Below are 15703 nucleotides of genomic sequence, written 5' to 3'. Positions count from 1 at the left end.
TATGTCTTTTTAGTTGAGTCGTTTTCCTTTTTTACCTTTTTCTTTCGTATACATCTCGACACCAGAATTAAAGGCGGCACGCGTAATGAGGTGACCGGCCACTGGACTGGTGATATAAAGAAAGACGATACCTAAAATAATCCGTACGCTGAAATAATGATCATTGACCCAGAAGTAGATGAACACGCCTGAAAGAGTAAGCAGGACACCTAATGTCGAACTTTTTGTTGCAGCATGGCTCCGCGTATAAACATCCTTGAACTTCACAATTCCGATTGTACTGATCAACGTCATGATGCTGCCGAGCAGAATAACAAAGGCCGCAATAAGGTTACTTATGTCGTTTACGTTCAAAGATAACGCCCCTTTCTATAAACCGTGAAGTCGCTATCGTGCTGATGAAAGCCAGGACGCCGATAATAAGAACCGCTTCTAGATAGACTTGTGTTTCATACAGTACACCAATGATGGCAACAGAAGACATCGTGATGACACCAATCGTATCAAACGCTACGACTCTATCTGGCAGCGAAGGTCCCTTCAGAAGCCGAAATAATGCCAGACACATCGCAGCACCATAAATAATTAATGCCACTTTTATGATGATCACACTCATGAATAAATGACCTCCTTTATCAATGCTTCATAGTTTTTAATAGAACTCAGTAATTTTTTATTTTCCTTTTCCGTTTGATTTAAGGCATGGATAAACAGTGTGCTGTTATCATCAGAAATTCTCAGCACAACAGAACCCGGAGTCAGAATAATCAGCATCGTCAGAACTGTGATCTGCCAGTCAGTCGTGAGTTTTGTCTGATATTGTACCACCCCAGGATTTACCTCAGACGACTTAAAGAGAATATAACGACTTGTTGACAGACTGGAAGTCAGCAGCTCATAGTTGAAGACCATGAACAGCTTGAAAAGAGCCCAAATCTTGTAGAGATAGAACTTACCTCCGAAGAACTGATGAATCAGCCAGACAATAATAAGTCCAATAAGATAGCCTTTAAAGAAAGTTGAGAAATAAAAGCGATCCTGGTCTCCAAATAACGTCCATAATATAGCAATCAGAATATTAAGCAGAAACTGTGCCACTATTTCTCACCTCCTTTAATTAGAAACTGGTTATACTGATCTACATCGAAGTGACTCAGCATATCGATAATCGGCTGAGCAAACAAGGTAATGCAGAGTGACAAGATGAGAATAACCACCATGACGCCATACTGATGTTTAGGAATGTCATTTGCCCTCATTTTATCGACTTCCCCGAAGAAGACTTTAAGGAACATTCTAATCAGAGTATAGAGTGCAATAAGACTCGCTATAATCATCACGATTGTGCCGATGTATGATCTATCGTGCAGTCCGCCTTCGATTATCAGTAACTTGCCTGCAAATCCACCAAACGGCGGAACGCCTCCTATCGTCAGCGTCACTAACAGAAAAATAGTACCAAGCAGCGGATACTGTTTGATGGCACCATGATGAGCGTGGACCGTACTGATGTGAAGGTCACGTATAATAATACCTGCAACCAGGAACAACAATCCCTTGATCAACATATCATTCATCAGATAAAGCAGCGCACCCTGTAGTCCCGCGTCTGTATGAGTCGAAAGACCAAATAAGATAATGCCGATTGACAATATGATCTGATAACAGATCATATATTTGATGCTTCTATAGGCAAGTACACCTATTGAACCGATGATCATCGTCAGAATACTGCCGACTAATAACACTTCGTGGGTGACAGCAGCATGAACAGAAAAAATAACGGTGAAGAATCTGATCATCGCGTAGACACCGACTTTCGTCAGCAACGCACTGAATATAGCAGAGTTCTCAGTCGACAGAACCGCATAAGATTTCGGCAGCCACATAAACAGAATAAGCGCTGACTTTAAGGCGAAAACAAGCAGGTAAAGCAGTGCAATCAAAATCGCATGATCAGACATGCCATGATCCTGCACTCGGATGGATAGATGTGCATAGTTTAATGTGCCATACAATCGATAGGTCATCGCTATAGCAGCGAGGAAAATCCATGAACCAATAATATTGATGACGATATATGGAATACTCGCCTTAAACTGCGCAGCCCGATTACCAATCGCCATAAGGACAAACGATGCAAGCAGCATCACTTCAAATTGCACGAACAAATTGAAGATATCAGCGGTAAGAAATGACCCATTGACGCCCACGAGCAGGAAAAGAATAAACGGCAGTTTATCATTTTCATATTCCGGCCGATGTAAGCCGTACATCAGAATAAGCGAAGTCAGAATAAGACTGATGCCTGAGAGTGACAGACTGATAAAATCACCCGCAAACTGAATACCATAAGGCGACTGCCAGCCACCAAAATTGATGACCATCATTTCGTTAACAGCATGAAAAGACAGCGTCAACGCTATAACACCTGCTACAGCACTTGCTATTATGGTGATTTCACGTCGATAAGGCTTATAGAGCACAGTCACTAAACCGGCTAAAAGTGGAATTAAAAGAGGCAGTAATATCAAGTTATTCATCATGACCTCCTAACGCATCAATATGGTTATGATTGGTATGCCGATAAGTCCGGTATACGATGACTAGCAGAAATGCGGTAATCGCAAAACTGATGACAATGGCAGTCAGAATAAGAGCCTGCGGAACTGCATCTACATACTCTTCACCATTTCCTATGATCGGTACATTTTTACCTGCCTGGCTCATCGAAAGCAGGAAGATATTTGAGGCATGACTTAGAATGCTCGTACCCAGAACAATCCGAATCAGGTTCTTTGACAGCACGAGATAAACACCTGTAAAGGTAAGAATACCTGTCATGAGTATCATCACTAAATTCATTTTTGATCACCACTAATCGTTAATAATATTGTCATCACGACGCCGAGTACTGTCAGTAATATCCCAAATTCGAAGACAGTTACCGTCGTAAAGTGAATTTCACCGACTCCAGGAAGCTGATAATATTCATCATATTGTGTCAGCCATTCATCACCAAGAAAAAGCGGCAGAAACAAAGTTGATAAGGATATCACACTTCCCCCCACTATAAGATATCTGAAGTCAAAAGGTAATGACTGACGTATTTTCTCAGCATCAAAAGCGAGAAACATCAGAATGAAGGCAGAAGTAAAGACAAGACCTCCGATAAATCCCCCACCTGGTCCGTTATGACCACTGAAGAAGATATAAAATCCGAACGTCAAAATGATGACAATAACGACTTTAGAAATCGTCACCAGCAGTACATCATTTTCTCTCATGTTTGACCTCTCCTCTCTTTCTAACTAATGCATAAATCCCTAGACCCGTAATTAAAAGAACAATTCCCTCTAGTAACGTATCAAACGCGCGGAAGTCTCCAAGAATGGCGTTGACTATATTTTTACCGCCCGCTAATTCATAAGCCTGTTCATAAAACTCTGAAATAGATTCAAAGCTTTCAGCAGACTGAGAAATGACCATCATCGTCATCATGAGAATCGCCATACTGAATGCAATGGTTAAGCTGACAGTTCGATTGAGCCGACTCTTATTTTCTTTTTCGAGATTAGGCAGATGGTAGAAACAGCTCAAAAAGAGGACAGTTGTAATGGTCTCTATCACAAACTGTGTCAGTGCAAGGTCAGGCGCGTACATGAGCACATAGATCAGAGACGTCCCGTAACCGACGACACCCGTCAAGATGGTCGCTGTCATTCTGGACTTCACCTGCAGCAGCGCTAAACAAGCGACACTGATAACCAGTAATAAAATAACCGGATAGATGCCTGCTTCGGTCAGTTCAAAAGCCGGATAAACATCGAACAGTACTTTTAAGGTGACAGGCAATATCAATACCAGTACAACCCCGAATAAAAACATCAGATAATGGTTGAGACGATCAGTCATAATCCGGCGAATCATTTGATGGCTGACAACGTCCAGGCCATGCAACGTCTTTCTATATACTTTGTTTAGAGGCATCTCTTTATATTTAGGAAACAGTTTACGGTAGACACCAGTAAGAACAATAACCAAGCCGCTTATAATAATCACAATCGTCAGCATCAAAGGTAAATTAAATCCATGCCATGCATGAATCGGCTTCATATAAGTGCCTGGATTAAAGTCGAGTATGACAGATAATGCAGGTTCAATCATATACACAAGTAGTACATTCGGTATAAAGAACAACAAAATAACCAGAACAGCTAAAATCGTCGGCGATATCAGAATGCCTTTAGACTCACCCTTTTCAATTTCAATTGTCTGCTGGCCGAAGAATGTACGTGCAATCGCAATCAGACTGTAAACAAAAGTACCGACACTTGCGATGACCCCAGCTGCAATCAGCCAGAATACACCATTTATATTCAGTTCTCTGAGATCTACTAAAGCAGTCAGGAACATCTCTTTCGTTAAAAAGCCGTTCAGAAATGGTATCCCTGCCATAGAAAGTGCTGCAATCGTCATCACGATAAAAGTGACAGGCAGGGCTTTTCTTAAGCCGCCTAATTGATTCATGTCACGCGTATGCGCCGCATGATCGACTATACCTGCCCCCATAAAGAGCGCCGCTTTAAATATACCGTGTGTGATAATATGAAGCAGTGCTGCAATAAGTGCCATGACAATAAAAGGCTGATAATTTGGGTTCATACCGTCAAATGCAGCGAGTCCGATCAAAGTCACAATCATGCCCAGCTGACTGATAGTTGAATAAGCAAGCAGCCCTTTTAAGTCTGATTGACGGACCGCAAAAAGACTGCCGACAAGCATGGTGATCAAACCGTCAATCACCAGTATCCACTGAAAAATCGGATCCCCGCTGAAAACCGGCATCATTCTAAGCAATAGATAAATACCTGCTTTAACCATTGTCGCGGAGTGGAGAAATGCACTGACAGGTGTCGGCGCTTCCATAGCATCCGGCAGCCAGATATGGAACGGGAACTGTGCAGATTTAGTTAATGCACCCAGTAATATAGAAGCAAGCGCAAAATAATAAAGCACATTTTTATCGGTGCCTTTCATTAATTCGGCTATAGCGACTATGTCATTTGTCCCCGTTATAACATAAAGTGCGATAAAACCAAGCAGCATCATCATGCCGCCAAAGACAGTGATAAGAAATGACTTAAGCGCGCCTTGAAGGGCAGCTGACTTTTTATTCCAGAAACTGATCAACAGGAAAGAGGATATACTAGTCAGCTCCCAGAACAAGTAAAGAACGATTGTATTTGAGGACAAAACAACACCGTACATCGCAATCATGAAGAGCAGTAAATAGCTATAAAACTTAGGCAGGTTCTCACGTGATGAGAGATAGAAAATAGAATAAATGACAACAAGCACGCCTATAAATGAAATAAGCGCAAAAAAGATGAGGCTTAAAGCGTCAAGTCTGAAGGAAAAATTAATATCAAAAGCGGGAATCCACGGAATCGTCTGACTGAGGGTCTGTTTAGTGACGAGCGCATAAAGACTGATAACTGCGCCCACCAGCGGATAAAAAAGAACCGTAACACCTAAAGGAATTCGACGAGTCAACGAATAATGGAATAAAGTAAGACCCATCATGACGAGTCCAAATAACAGAAATAAGATGAGCATAATTCACTTCCTTATAAATTTAATTGTATTAAACAGACTGTTTCAGGTGGGACATCAATAAAACTGAGAGTCATTTTTTTAGACTGATGACCTAGCAGATGCTGTAAGTATGTAAGTTCCATTCCCTGCTGATAAGCATGATAAGCAAATGTTTTTTTCAACGACTGCGCACCAATATGGCAGTCTAAGTTTAATGCTTCTGCTGTTTCAGCTAATACGCGGTGCAGATGCTGACGCGTATAAGGTTTTCCTGTCCGTTTTGAGCAGAAAAGACAATCTTCCGGCGCGAGCTGATGGTCAGCGATATAATCATTCAGCTCATGTACAAGCGCCTCCGACAGCAAAATCTTAAACCCATTCATCTCAAGAAAAACTGGCGACTGAACGGATGAAACAGTCAATTGAACGAGCTCCTCTGTTTTAAGAGGTGCGTTGATTCCTATCTTAAATATAAAATAATAGGTTAAACTTCTTTCTTTTAAATGGGTTTCAATCTGTTTAATCACTTCTATGTCTTTTATCGGATCAACTTTATGCATACTAACCTCCTTGAAGTTACACATTTATAATATATTATATTTAAGAAACATTCCATCAACATGCTCATAAAAAAATAGAGCATCCGAGGATGCTCTATTCGACAATTGTGCTTTCTTCTGAAGTTTTGATCATGCGATTTTTGATCGGCTCGAATTTTGGTTTAAGACCATATCCAATGGCCAGAATGCCAGTGAAAAATATAAGCAGTCTGCTGATGTTGAGTGTCACCAGTTCCGGCACGATTCCACCTACAGCTTCTCGCAGGAGATCAACCGCATACGTAAACGGCAGGAACGGATGAATCATCTGAAAGAAATGTGGCGTCACTTGTACCGGGAACGTACCACCTCCACCAGAAATCTGGAGCACCATCAAAATAATGGCCAGTGCCTTACCGACGTTACCCAGTAAACTGACCATCGTGTAGACAATGGATGTAAAGACGATAGAGACCAGTACGGCAAACAACAGATTCATGACAGGATGTTTAGCATAGGCATCCAGTATAAAGAAATTACCGATGACGACGATTACAGACTGTATGATACCGATACTCAGGAATAAGAGCAGTCGTCCGGCAAACAGTTCTCTAAGTGAATAGGTGCCCTTAAGCGACTGGTCTTTCAGTTCTGTCGTCAACAGATTGCTTGATAATAAGGCACCTACCCAGAGTGCAAGTGCTGTATAGAAAGGCGCACTGGCAGAACCATAATTCGGAATCGGGAACATCTGCTTTTCGTCTAACTGTATCGGATCAGAAAAATAATCCGCTTCCCCCTGAAGATCATTACGTAATAGTTTGATCAGTTTATTCATGACATCTTTTTTGTCTAGTTCTCTGAACTTATCTGCAGCTTTTTTGATATCTTTTTCGATGCCTGGTAAGTCATTGCGTGAAAACTCAGCTAAATCATGAATCCCTTTTTCTGCTCCTGGCAAATTGTTACGCAGAAGATCTGCGGTCTCATCGTATTTAGACATGACGCCTGGCAGATCATTCTGGGCAAAATGACTGATGCGACTTAAATCGTTCAGCACACCAGGCAGTTCATTCTGTACAAACTGACTTGCTTCTGCAACTCGTGCTTTGAATGCAGGAAAATTAGACTGCACATTCGCATTGACTTCCTTGAAGCGTTCTTCTAGTGCAGGCAGTTCATTGTTTATCGTCACCAGTCTTTCGTTTGCTGCAGAAGTCACCTGCTGAGCTTCCGTCAGGATGCCGTCGACTTTGTTTGCAAATTGCTCTGCGTCTCTGAGTTTCATTGCTGCTGTATCAAGTCCTGAATCTATTGTTTCAAGTCCTTGTAATAAAATAGACTGCATATCCATATTTTGAATGACACTTAGTGCTTCTTCAGCACGACTGGTGCTGGACGCATCGATCTGACCGTTTTCCAGCTGTTTTTGCACGACTGCCAGGGCATTGTTGCTATTATTGAGTGCTTCTTCTATTTGACTCGTATCAATCGATGACTGTTGGAGTACGTCTGCGACTTCTTTCTGAAGCTGAATCGTCTGTCCAATATTCTGTGCAATCACCTTCATATTATCTTTAGAAGGCTGGTGGTCTTTCAAGGCACTAAGCGTATCCTTCTGAGCCGCTGCATTATCTTTTACTAGGCCGGCCATTGCCTGCAGCGCTTCACTCAGTGCCTGTTTAGCAGGTTCCAGATCGGATTGTGTCAGTGGTTCATCCTTGGTTTTAGCAACCGTCTGCATGGTCGCTGTCTTTTTGGCTTCTGTACTTGGCAATTCAGTCGTCACTGATTCAGTCGTTACCGCTTCAGTAGAATCTGGAATCTCTATTTTTTGTTCGGATGACGTTGTTTGATTTTCCTGTGTTGAACTGCCTTCTGTAGTCACCTTTTCTTCAGTATCTACTTCCTCAGATGATACTTTTTCTTCAGCTGATTCTACTTTAGTATCCGCTTTACTTGTCGCGTCCTGTGCCTGGTTTAACCGAGCGTGGACTTGAGGCATTCTGTTCTGCGCGGTTGAAAGAACTTCACTTGCTTTGTTAGTGGCATCTATCCCTTTAGCGACAGCCGCATTGATCTCCGGAAAACGTTCCTCGAACTGCTGTGCCTTATTCAGTGCAGCCTCTATATTGCTCATCTTACTGTTAAGACCCACAATCATCTGACCCGCTTCATTGATTTCTCCGGCATGCTGATTGGCTTTGATCAGTTTAGCGGCTCCACTGTTAATTTCGTCTTTATAGGATTCAAGTGCATAGAATTCTTCTGCATATTGATTGATATCACCTTGATGTGCATCTATTTTCTGCACTGCAGCACTGAACTTTTCCATCTTGGGGATGGCGGCTTCAGCCTGAAACACAGCATTTTCAATCTTGTGATATAGCGGCAGTTTCTTCTCTAAATCGATACCAAGCGAATTACTTTCTTTAAGGAAAGCCTGAGTCGCCGCTTCAACAAACTTATCGTTTAAAGTCTTTGTGATAGCTGTCGCGCCCGCTGTCGTCATCTTAGGTGCGATGGCATTGATTTTCTGATTGACCTGATAATCGATATGCGCTCGTTTTGGCTTTTTATCGAAAATACTTGTCATATCTTCCGAGAAGTGTTCCGGAATATGAATCATGGCATAGTATTTCCCTAGTCTTACACCTTGTTTCGCATCTTTAAGGGAATCGACAAAGACCCAGCCGAACTGATCATTTGTCTTCAGTTCTTTGACAAGCGATTTGCCGACATTGACGTGTTTACCTTGAACAGTCGCGCCCTCATCAAAATTGACAACTGCCACTTTTATGCCTTTTGTATTGGAATAAGGATCCCATGAGGATTTTAAATTGAACCATGCATAAAATGATGGGAGAATACACAGTCCAAGTATGACGATGAGTACCATAGGCGTTTTAAGCGCATGCTGAACATCCTTAATAAATAAGCTGAAGATCTTTTTCATAGTAGTCCTCCCGTTTTTTCGATTCTACTATTCTACTTCATTGACGCATCATTTTCAAGGAAATAATACACTTAAATTTATATCAATATAACTTGTTATTAGTTAAAAAAGATTTTATCAGTTATATGTAGCCCTAAATGATAAAAATGTTATTATTCTAAAATATCATCAAGTTTATAGAAGTTGTTTAATAGTTCTTCATTTTCTGCCTTTTCTCCCACTAGATTGAGATCAATCAAAGATTGTTGTTCTATTTTCCATTGTCTCGTGCTGACTGCCTCGCAGAAGTAAGGATCATGACTGATAAAAAGTATGGCACCTTCAAATTTTTGCAGCATCGCTTCAATCAGTCCCTGCATTTCTATGTCGAAATAGTTGGTCGGTTCATCCAGCAATAACAGGTTCGCTTCTGAGAAATACAGCTTAATAAATGACAGACGACATTTTTCTCCCATCGACAGATAAGCAACTTGATCATCCATACGGTCTGCGCCGAATCTGAATGAAGCGAGAATCGTACGTACCTCACTAGCTGAAGCGATATTGAGAGACTGCACTTCTTCAAGCACTGTATTGGCATCATTTAAATTTTCCAGCTGCTGAGAAAAGTAACCGATCTTCACATTCGGATTCAGCTGAAGAGAACCTGTGTCTGGCTCCAGCTCATTCAGTAAAAGTTTAAGCAGGCTCGTTTTACCACTGCCATTTTTACCGGTCAAGGCTATCTTATCACCCGGCTTAATCTGGAAGGAGACATCAGTGAAAAGCACTTTTTCTCCAAACTTAAGTGAGATATTCTCTGCCTGAACTAAGTATCTTCCTCTGAAACCACTATGTTTCAAGTCATATTCTGTACGAGGCTGTTTGTCGCGCTGCGCCGTGAAGCCAGTTAGCTTCTGCTCCAGCTGATGTTCCTTTGTTTTATAACGCTTCGCTATTTTAGCAACTTTCTTCTGTTCTCCCGGGTTCCTGACACTCGCTTTAGCACTTGCCTCGTGATGCCATTCTTTCATCTCCTGAATCATGCGTCGCATTTTCTGTTTTTCTTTATTTTCTTTTTGAATCAGTGCCGCATTCTCCCGGTCCTGCCGTTCTTTTTCTACTGCATAATCATCGTAATTCATCTGATATGTGTATGTTCTATCCGCTGTCATCTCTATGATCTTTGTTGCAGTCTGATTAATGAAATCCCGGTCATGAGAGGCAAAAAGAATCGTCTGCCCGGCCTCCTGCATCCAGTCTATAAGCCAGGCTTTTGTCTCCTGATCAATATGATTGGTCGGCTCATCGAAGAGAAACCAGTCTTTGCCACTGACCAATAGCCGAATTAATGAAACTTTAGTCTGTTCTCCGCCTGACAATGTATTCACAGCTCTTTCTATCAGTGACTCCGCCATGCCGAACTTTTTAATATAAGTTATAACCGTGTTTTCCAGTTCGTATCCACTGAGTTCAATATAGTCACTGATGGCCTCATAATCATCTACTATTCTCTGCTTCACTGCATAAATGTCAGGACGGACGCTGAGAATGTAATCCATGACGACATCATCTGACATCGTCTCCTGTTCCAGAATAACGGCATCATAATCGTCTCTTAGTTGATAAAGTAGCGTTGATTTGCCGACACCGTTATGGCCAATAAGCGCGATATGCTCTCCTTCAGAAACTGTAAAATGAACCTGTTCACATAGTACTTTATCTTCTACTTTTAACTGCTTAACAATTGTTTTCATCGAATCTCTCCCCATAAAAAAATCCTCACTTATCATGTGAGAGAAATCGGCAAAAAGAGACCCGCCAGGGCATTTAAAAATAGACAGATTTATCCCGATAACATTTCACATGATATGTTTAGCATATTATCGAATAATCATCTATGTAGATGCCTCCTTTAATATATTGGTTACATTTTACTATACACCTATAATTTAGCAAATAAAAAAAGAACTTCTGACTGATCAGAAGTTCCAGTATGCGGCCGAGAGGAGTTGAACCTCCACGCCCTTGCGGGCACTAGCGCCTGAAGCTAGCGCGTCTGCCATTCCGCCACGACCGCTCTAAAGCAATAAATTAATTATAACAGTAATTTAAAAAAAGAAAAGTCTTTGTGTAAAACTTATATTAAATTTGTAAATTTTGCTCGGCGCTGTCCTTCAGTCCTCTAAATATAATGCTGAAGCACTCGTTTCAACATCAGCTGATTCTTTTCAGTGATCTCTGAACGACGGGGTATCTCCTGATATGATTTCAGATCATCATGCCATGACTTCGGCAGCTCTAGCTCTGTTTCTTTCTGCCACTTAGTGATCCAGTGCACCGGCAGAGCGCCAGCTGGTGCCGGTAATCCTTTCATCGCCAGCCATACTTGGCTCCAGGCAAGCGGCGCAACTTGAAAGATATTATAGCCACCGCCGCCGACAGCAATCCATCTGCCACTACAGTATGTATTCGCAAGATATTTGACGAAACGCGGAATTTCCTCAAATATCCGCATCGTACAATGTAGATGCGTCAGCGGGTCTAAAAAGTGTGCGTCCGCCCCGTTCTGACTTAAGATGACATCAGGCTTGAAAAAAGCACAGGCTGTCTCCAGACTTCCCTTAAAACACTCGAGAAAAGAATCATCTTCTGTGTAAGCGTCGACGGGCAGATTCATGCTGTATAAATAGCCTTCCCCTTCACCTCTTTCATTATAATGACCAGTACCAGGAAATAAATAGCGACCGGTCTCATGAATGGAATATGTGAAGACATCATCTGTATGATAGAATGTAAACTGAACACCATCACCGTGATGCGCATCGGTATCAATATAAAGAACACGTGCTCCGTATTTCTTTATCATATACTGGATGGCAACTGCACTGTCGTTATAGATGCAGAATCCGGATGCTCTACCCTGAAACCCGTGATGGAGACCGCCGCCTATATTGCAGGCTGTCTGGTCAACACCTGTCATCACGACGTCACAGGCTGTCAAAGTACTCCCTACGAGCCACGCTGCACTGTCATGCATATCAGGGAAACTTGGTGTATCATTTGTATTCAGTCCATGACTTTCACATTTATCAGCTGGCAGTTCGTTTTTTGAAGCGGCCTTCACCGCATCGATATAACCAGCATGATGAACGAGTGCCAGTTCTTCATCCGTGGCCTTTCTTCCGGCAACGATTTCATCATCATACAGGACCCCCAATTTTTTCAACAGATCAGTGGTCAGAACAAGTCTCATCTGATTAAAAGGATGCTGATCTGAAAAACGGTATTTAAGCAGTTCTTCTGTATAGACATATCGGCTCATAAGCGCATGTCCAGAGGGGTACGCACAGTAAATCCTGCTTCATTCAGTGCATCAATAATGGGACGCGGATTCATGGACTGCATACGGATCAGCACCAGCTTCTGTCCTGGGTTTTCTTTATCCCGATAGACCAGAATACTCTCGATGCTGGTGTGATGTACATAAAATACTTTTGTGACTTCGTGCATAATGCCTGGCACATCAGGTACTGCCACTTCAACAGCAGAACCTGGTGTCATAACGCCCGTCAGCTCAAGAAATGTATTCAGCATATCCTTCTGTGTGACAATTCCGATACAGCGGCCTTTTTTGACAACTGGGATAGAGCCGATTGAAAGCTCATGGAAATCGATAGCGATGTCTTCAACAAAATCTAGCGGATGGCAGGTCATAACATCACGATTCATAATATCAGCGACAGGCGCGTCTAACTTTACTTCTGTTTCACCTAATATCGACGGGAGAGCGAGATTGACATCCCGGTCGGTGATAATCCCCTTTACTCTTAAAAGCTCATCGACAACAGGCAAATGTCTGATATCTTCCTCGCGCATCAATTTGATGGCTTCATCAATTGTTCGTTCTTCATTGATAGTGATACATGGACTAGTCATGATTCGTTCTACTAACATAGCTTCACCCCTAAAAAAAGAATCGGTTTATAAACCGGATTTTATCAAACTGATCAATCTGCTCATTGTTAATTCTGCTACCGATGCGTGCCATCAGACTGTTAGCAGGATGACTGGTGATTTCAGGGTCATTCGTTGCAAAGACTTCCATCCCACCAGCCTCCATCATTTTTCTCATGACGTCTTTATATTCAAAGACACTGAGCCCGCTATTTTTCAGATCCCAGTGCCAATAATATTCAGTCGTGATGATGATGTAATCCTCCATCTGGTCATCCAGCATCGCAAGCTTCAGCATCTCCTTACCTATTCCAAGACTTCTATATGGAAGCGCAACCTCTATAGCGCCGAGTTCCATCAGAAAAGGCAGATTCCCTTCGCTCCATCGCTCTAAAGGATCCGGATAAAGAAAAGTCACGTAGGCAATGATTTGAGAATGATCTCTGCAGATGATGATACGACCTTCCGGCAGATCCGCTATTTCTTTAATTGCTGCAAATTGTTCCGCCGGTCGTCTAAAGGCACTGAGACCGTCATCAAACGAATAGTGGGATAACTCATCACCTGACACTGGACCTTCAATAACAAAAGTCCGCGCTTGATATTGAACATCACGCCTGTAATAAGTTTTGGTGTGATTCATATGATTCTCCCTCTTAAGATTCAAATTATTTTGAAAATTTACTTATGTTTATTATATAATAAAAATGTACATATGAAAACGCATACAAAGGGGATGTAATGATGAAAAGTGAAATCTATGAAGTAGAGCACGGCCAGTATCATCTATCTGACTATGACCAGACCTATGCAAATTTTGATTGGACAGAAGTAGAGAAAGCTTTTTCGTGGCATGAGACAGGTCTAGTGAATATGGCGTATGAATGTATTGACCGGCATGTCGATCTTGGCAAAGGGGACAAGGTCGCACTTTATTATAAAGATAAAGAACGGCATGAGCAGTACACATTCAGTGATATGAAATTAAATTCCAATAAAGCTGCGAATGTACTCAAAAAAGCGGCTGATGTCAAAAAAGGAAATCGTGTATTCATCTTTATGCCCCGCTCACCTGAACTTTATTTCGTGTTATTAGGGGCTCTAAAGACAGGGGCCATTGTAGGGCCTTTATTTGAAGCATTCATGGAAAAAGCAGTTAAAGACCGCCTCGAAAATAGTGAAGCAAGCGTTATTGTAACGACTAACAGTCTTGTTGAACGTATTCCAGTTGATGAACTGCCCCACCTCAAGCATATCTTCATAGTAGATGAAGATGTCAGTGCAGATTATATCGACTTCAATGCATTATACCAGGAAGCGGACGAGACATTTGACATAGAATGGCTGGACCGTGAGGACGGCCTTATTCTGCATTACACGTCAGGCTCAACGGGGCAGCCTAAAGGGGTTCTCCATGTTCAGAACGCCATGCTTCAGCACTATATTTCAGGCTATTTCGTGCTCGATTTAAAGGAAGACGATATTTACTGGTGTACAGCCGATCCAGGCTGGGTCACAGGTACAAGTTATGGTGTCTTTGCACCATGGCTGCACGGCGCAACGAATGTTATAGCTGGCGGACGCTTCTCCCCGGAGGGCTGGTATCAGACTCTTGAAGAATTTAAAGTGACCATCTGGTATTCGGCACCAACTGCTTTTCGTATGCTGATGGGTGCCGGCGATGAGATGATTAAAAATTATAACCTCACGCATCTTCGTCATATTTTATCTGTCGGCGAACCTCTGAATCCAGAAGTGATTAAATGGGGCTATAAAGTATTCGGCAAACGCATTCATGACACATGGTGGATGACGGAAACTGGCGCTCATATGATTGTCAATTTCCCAAGCATGCCTATTAAATCAGGCTCGATGGGTAAACCCCTGCCAGGCATCGAAGCAGCAATTGTCGATAACGACGGTAATATGCTGCCACCGAACCGTATGGGGAACCTGGCCATGAAAAAAGGCTGGCCATCTATGATGCGGACTATCTGGAACAACAAAGCAAAATGTGAATCTTATTTCCTGCCGGGTGACTGGTATGTTTCAGGTGATTCCGCTTATATGGATGAGGACGGTTACTTCTGGTTCCAGGGGCGCGTCGATGATGTCATCATGACAGCGGGTGAACGTGTCGGTCCCTTCGAAGTGGAGTCTAAACTTGTCGAACACCCGGCAGTCGCAGAAGCAGGCGTTATCGGTAAACCGGATCCGATTCGCGGCGAGATTATTAAGGCATTCATTGCTCTGCGTGAAGGATATGAACCAAGCGATGAATTGAAAGAAGAGATACGCGTCTTCGTTAAAAATGGTCTTGCAGCTCATGCGGCACCTAGAGAAATCGAGTTTAAAGATAAACTGCCTAAAACCCGTTCCGGTAAAATTATGCGCCGCGTGCTGAAAGCATGGGAACTAAATCTACCGACAGGCGATTTAAGTACGATGGAAGACTAGGTCATAGTTCTGAATCGTCTACACTTAGTTGGACAATTTCTATGTGAATAGATATTGTTAATCTAAGAAAGTAGGCGATTTATTTATGTTACGTGAAAGAAGAAGTTTCAGTCCAGAATTCAAATTACAGATGGTCAAACTTTATGAGAATGGTAAACCTAGAAATGAAATTGTACGTGAGTATGACCTGACGCCTTCGGCATTAGGGAAATGGATC

15 protein-coding genes and 1 tRNA gene are annotated in these 15703 nt (G+C 42.2%); 2 read left to right on the top strand and 14 right to left on the bottom strand.

Annotation, left to right across the window (positions count from 1 at the left end):
* Window positions 1-9 precede the first annotated feature (9 nt).
* The 14 genes from ERX27_RS06535 to ERX27_RS06470 all read right to left on the bottom strand — a co-directional run bounded on the left by ERX27_RS06535 (window position 10) and on the right by ERX27_RS06470 (window position 13672).
* Window positions 10-354 carry a Na+/H+ antiporter subunit G gene (locus ERX27_RS06535; RefSeq protein ID WP_133432034.1) on the bottom strand — a complete coding sequence of 115 codons (345 nt, stop codon included), beginning with the start codon at window positions 352-354 and terminating at the stop codon, window positions 10-12.
* Window positions 332-616, bottom strand: a complete 285-nt coding sequence (locus ERX27_RS06530) for a Na(+)/H(+) antiporter subunit F1 (protein ID WP_133432033.1) — start codon at window positions 614-616, stop codon at window positions 332-334. Before ERX27_RS06530 ends, ERX27_RS06535 begins: the two co-directional genes overlap by 23 nt.
* On the bottom strand, window positions 613-1098 hold the full coding sequence (locus tag ERX27_RS06525; protein WP_133432032.1) for a Na+/H+ antiporter subunit E: 486 nt from the start codon (window positions 1096-1098) through the stop codon (window positions 613-615). The genes ERX27_RS06530 and ERX27_RS06525 overlap by 4 nt, the downstream gene beginning before the upstream one ends.
* Complete coding sequence (locus ERX27_RS06520; RefSeq protein WP_165983111.1) at window positions 1098-2543, bottom strand: proton-conducting transporter transmembrane domain-containing protein; 1446 nt, start codon at window positions 2541-2543, stop codon at window positions 1098-1100. The genes ERX27_RS06525 and ERX27_RS06520 overlap by 1 nt, the downstream gene beginning before the upstream one ends.
* Window positions 2536-2865, bottom strand: coding sequence for a Na(+)/H(+) antiporter subunit C (locus ERX27_RS06515; RefSeq protein WP_133432030.1), 330 nt, complete (start codon window positions 2863-2865; stop codon window positions 2536-2538). The genes ERX27_RS06520 and ERX27_RS06515 overlap by 8 nt, the downstream gene beginning before the upstream one ends.
* A complete protein-coding gene (locus ERX27_RS06510) occupies window positions 2862-3287 on the bottom strand; it encodes an MnhB domain-containing protein (protein ID WP_133432029.1) in 426 nt (141 codons plus the stop codon). The genes ERX27_RS06515 and ERX27_RS06510 overlap by 4 nt, the downstream gene beginning before the upstream one ends.
* On the bottom strand, window positions 3274-5619 hold the full coding sequence (gene mbhE, locus ERX27_RS06505; RefSeq protein WP_133432028.1) for a hydrogen gas-evolving membrane-bound hydrogenase subunit E: 2346 nt from the start codon (window positions 5617-5619) through the stop codon (window positions 3274-3276). The genes ERX27_RS06510 and mbhE overlap by 14 nt, the downstream gene beginning before the upstream one ends.
* Before the next feature lie 11 nt (window positions 5620-5630).
* Complete coding sequence (locus ERX27_RS06500) at window positions 5631-6158, bottom strand: tyrosine-type recombinase/integrase (protein ID WP_165983110.1); 528 nt, start codon at window positions 6156-6158, stop codon at window positions 5631-5633.
* Window positions 6159-6252: 94 nt separating this feature from the next.
* Complete coding sequence (locus tag ERX27_RS06495; protein WP_133432026.1) at window positions 6253-9093, bottom strand: YhgE/Pip domain-containing protein; 2841 nt, start codon at window positions 9091-9093, stop codon at window positions 6253-6255.
* 152 nt (window positions 9094-9245) lie between these two features.
* A complete protein-coding gene (abc-f, locus tag ERX27_RS06490; protein ID WP_165983109.1) occupies window positions 9246-10829 on the bottom strand; it encodes a ribosomal protection-like ABC-F family protein in 1584 nt (527 codons plus the stop codon).
* A 240-nt stretch (window positions 10830-11069) separates the two neighbouring features.
* Window positions 11070-11152: transfer RNA gene (locus ERX27_RS06485), tRNA-Leu, on the bottom strand.
* Window positions 11153-11257: 105 nt separating this feature from the next.
* Window positions 11258-12397, bottom strand: coding sequence for an acetoin utilization protein AcuC (locus ERX27_RS06480; protein WP_133432024.1), 1140 nt, complete (start codon window positions 12395-12397; stop codon window positions 11258-11260).
* On the bottom strand, window positions 12394-13029 hold the full coding sequence (locus tag ERX27_RS06475; RefSeq protein ID WP_133432023.1) for a CBS and ACT domain-containing protein: 636 nt from the start codon (window positions 13027-13029) through the stop codon (window positions 12394-12396). The genes ERX27_RS06480 and ERX27_RS06475 overlap by 4 nt, the downstream gene beginning before the upstream one ends.
* A 10-nt stretch (window positions 13030-13039) precedes the next feature.
* A complete protein-coding gene (locus ERX27_RS06470; protein WP_133432022.1) occupies window positions 13040-13672 on the bottom strand; it encodes a GNAT family N-acetyltransferase in 633 nt (210 codons plus the stop codon).
* Between the two features lie 101 nt (window positions 13673-13773).
* On the opposite strand from ERX27_RS06470, the gene acsA reads away from it, so the two are divergent.
* Window positions 13774-15486: an acetate--CoA ligase gene (acsA, locus tag ERX27_RS06465; protein WP_133432021.1), complete on the top strand. Its 1713-nt coding sequence runs from the start codon at window positions 13774-13776 to the stop codon at window positions 15484-15486.
* A gap of 85 nt (window positions 15487-15571) precedes the next feature.
* The coding region (locus tag ERX27_RS06460) for a transposase (RefSeq protein WP_165983082.1) at window positions 15572-15703 on the top strand (132 nt) is incomplete at its 3' end.

It is taken from the genome of Macrococcus brunensis (genome assembly GCF_004359615.1).
Taxonomy (GTDB): domain Bacteria; phylum Bacillota; class Bacilli; order Staphylococcales; family Staphylococcaceae; genus Macrococcus; species Macrococcus brunensis.
The sequence above is the reverse complement of the archived record's forward strand: the minus strand, read 5'-3'. Positions and strand labels throughout refer to the sequence as shown.

Excerpts from the sequence above, each read along its gene's own strand:
- ERX27_RS06520 (WP_165983111.1), bottom strand. The coding sequence starts at position 2,543 with ATGAATAACTTGATATTACTGCCTCTTTTAATTCCACTTTTAGCCGGT.
- ERX27_RS06495 (WP_133432026.1), bottom strand. The coding sequence starts at position 9,093 with ATGAAAAAGATCTTCAGCTTATTTATTAAGGATGTTCAGCATGCGCTT.
- ERX27_RS06480 (WP_133432024.1), bottom strand. The coding sequence starts at position 12,397 with ATGAGCCGATATGTCTATACAGAAGAACTGCTTAAATACCGTTTTTCA.
- abc-f (WP_165983109.1), bottom strand. The coding sequence starts at position 10,829 with ATGAAAACAATTGTTAAGCAGTTAAAAGTAGAAGATAAAGTACTATGT.
- ERX27_RS06510 (WP_133432029.1), bottom strand. The coding sequence starts at position 3,287 with ATGAGAGAAAATGATGTACTGCTGGTGACGATTTCTAAAGTCGTTATT.
- ERX27_RS06515 (WP_133432030.1), bottom strand. The coding sequence starts at position 2,865 with ATGAATTTAGTGATGATACTCATGACAGGTATTCTTACCTTTACAGGT.
- ERX27_RS06470 (WP_133432022.1), bottom strand. The coding sequence starts at position 13,672 with ATGAATCACACCAAAACTTATTACAGGCGTGATGTTCAATATCAAGCG.
- mbhE (WP_133432028.1), bottom strand. The coding sequence starts at position 5,619 with ATGCTCATCTTATTTCTGTTATTTGGACTCGTCATGATGGGTCTTACT.
- ERX27_RS06500 (WP_165983110.1), bottom strand. The coding sequence starts at position 6,158 with ATGCATAAAGTTGATCCGATAAAAGACATAGAAGTGATTAAACAGATT.
- ERX27_RS06475 (WP_133432023.1), bottom strand. The coding sequence starts at position 13,029 with ATGTTAGTAGAACGAATCATGACTAGTCCATGTATCACTATCAATGAA.
- ERX27_RS06530 (WP_133432033.1), bottom strand. The coding sequence starts at position 616 with ATGAGTGTGATCATCATAAAAGTGGCATTAATTATTTATGGTGCTGCG.
- acsA (WP_133432021.1), top strand. The coding sequence starts at position 13,774 with ATGAAAAGTGAAATCTATGAAGTAGAGCACGGCCAGTATCATCTATCT.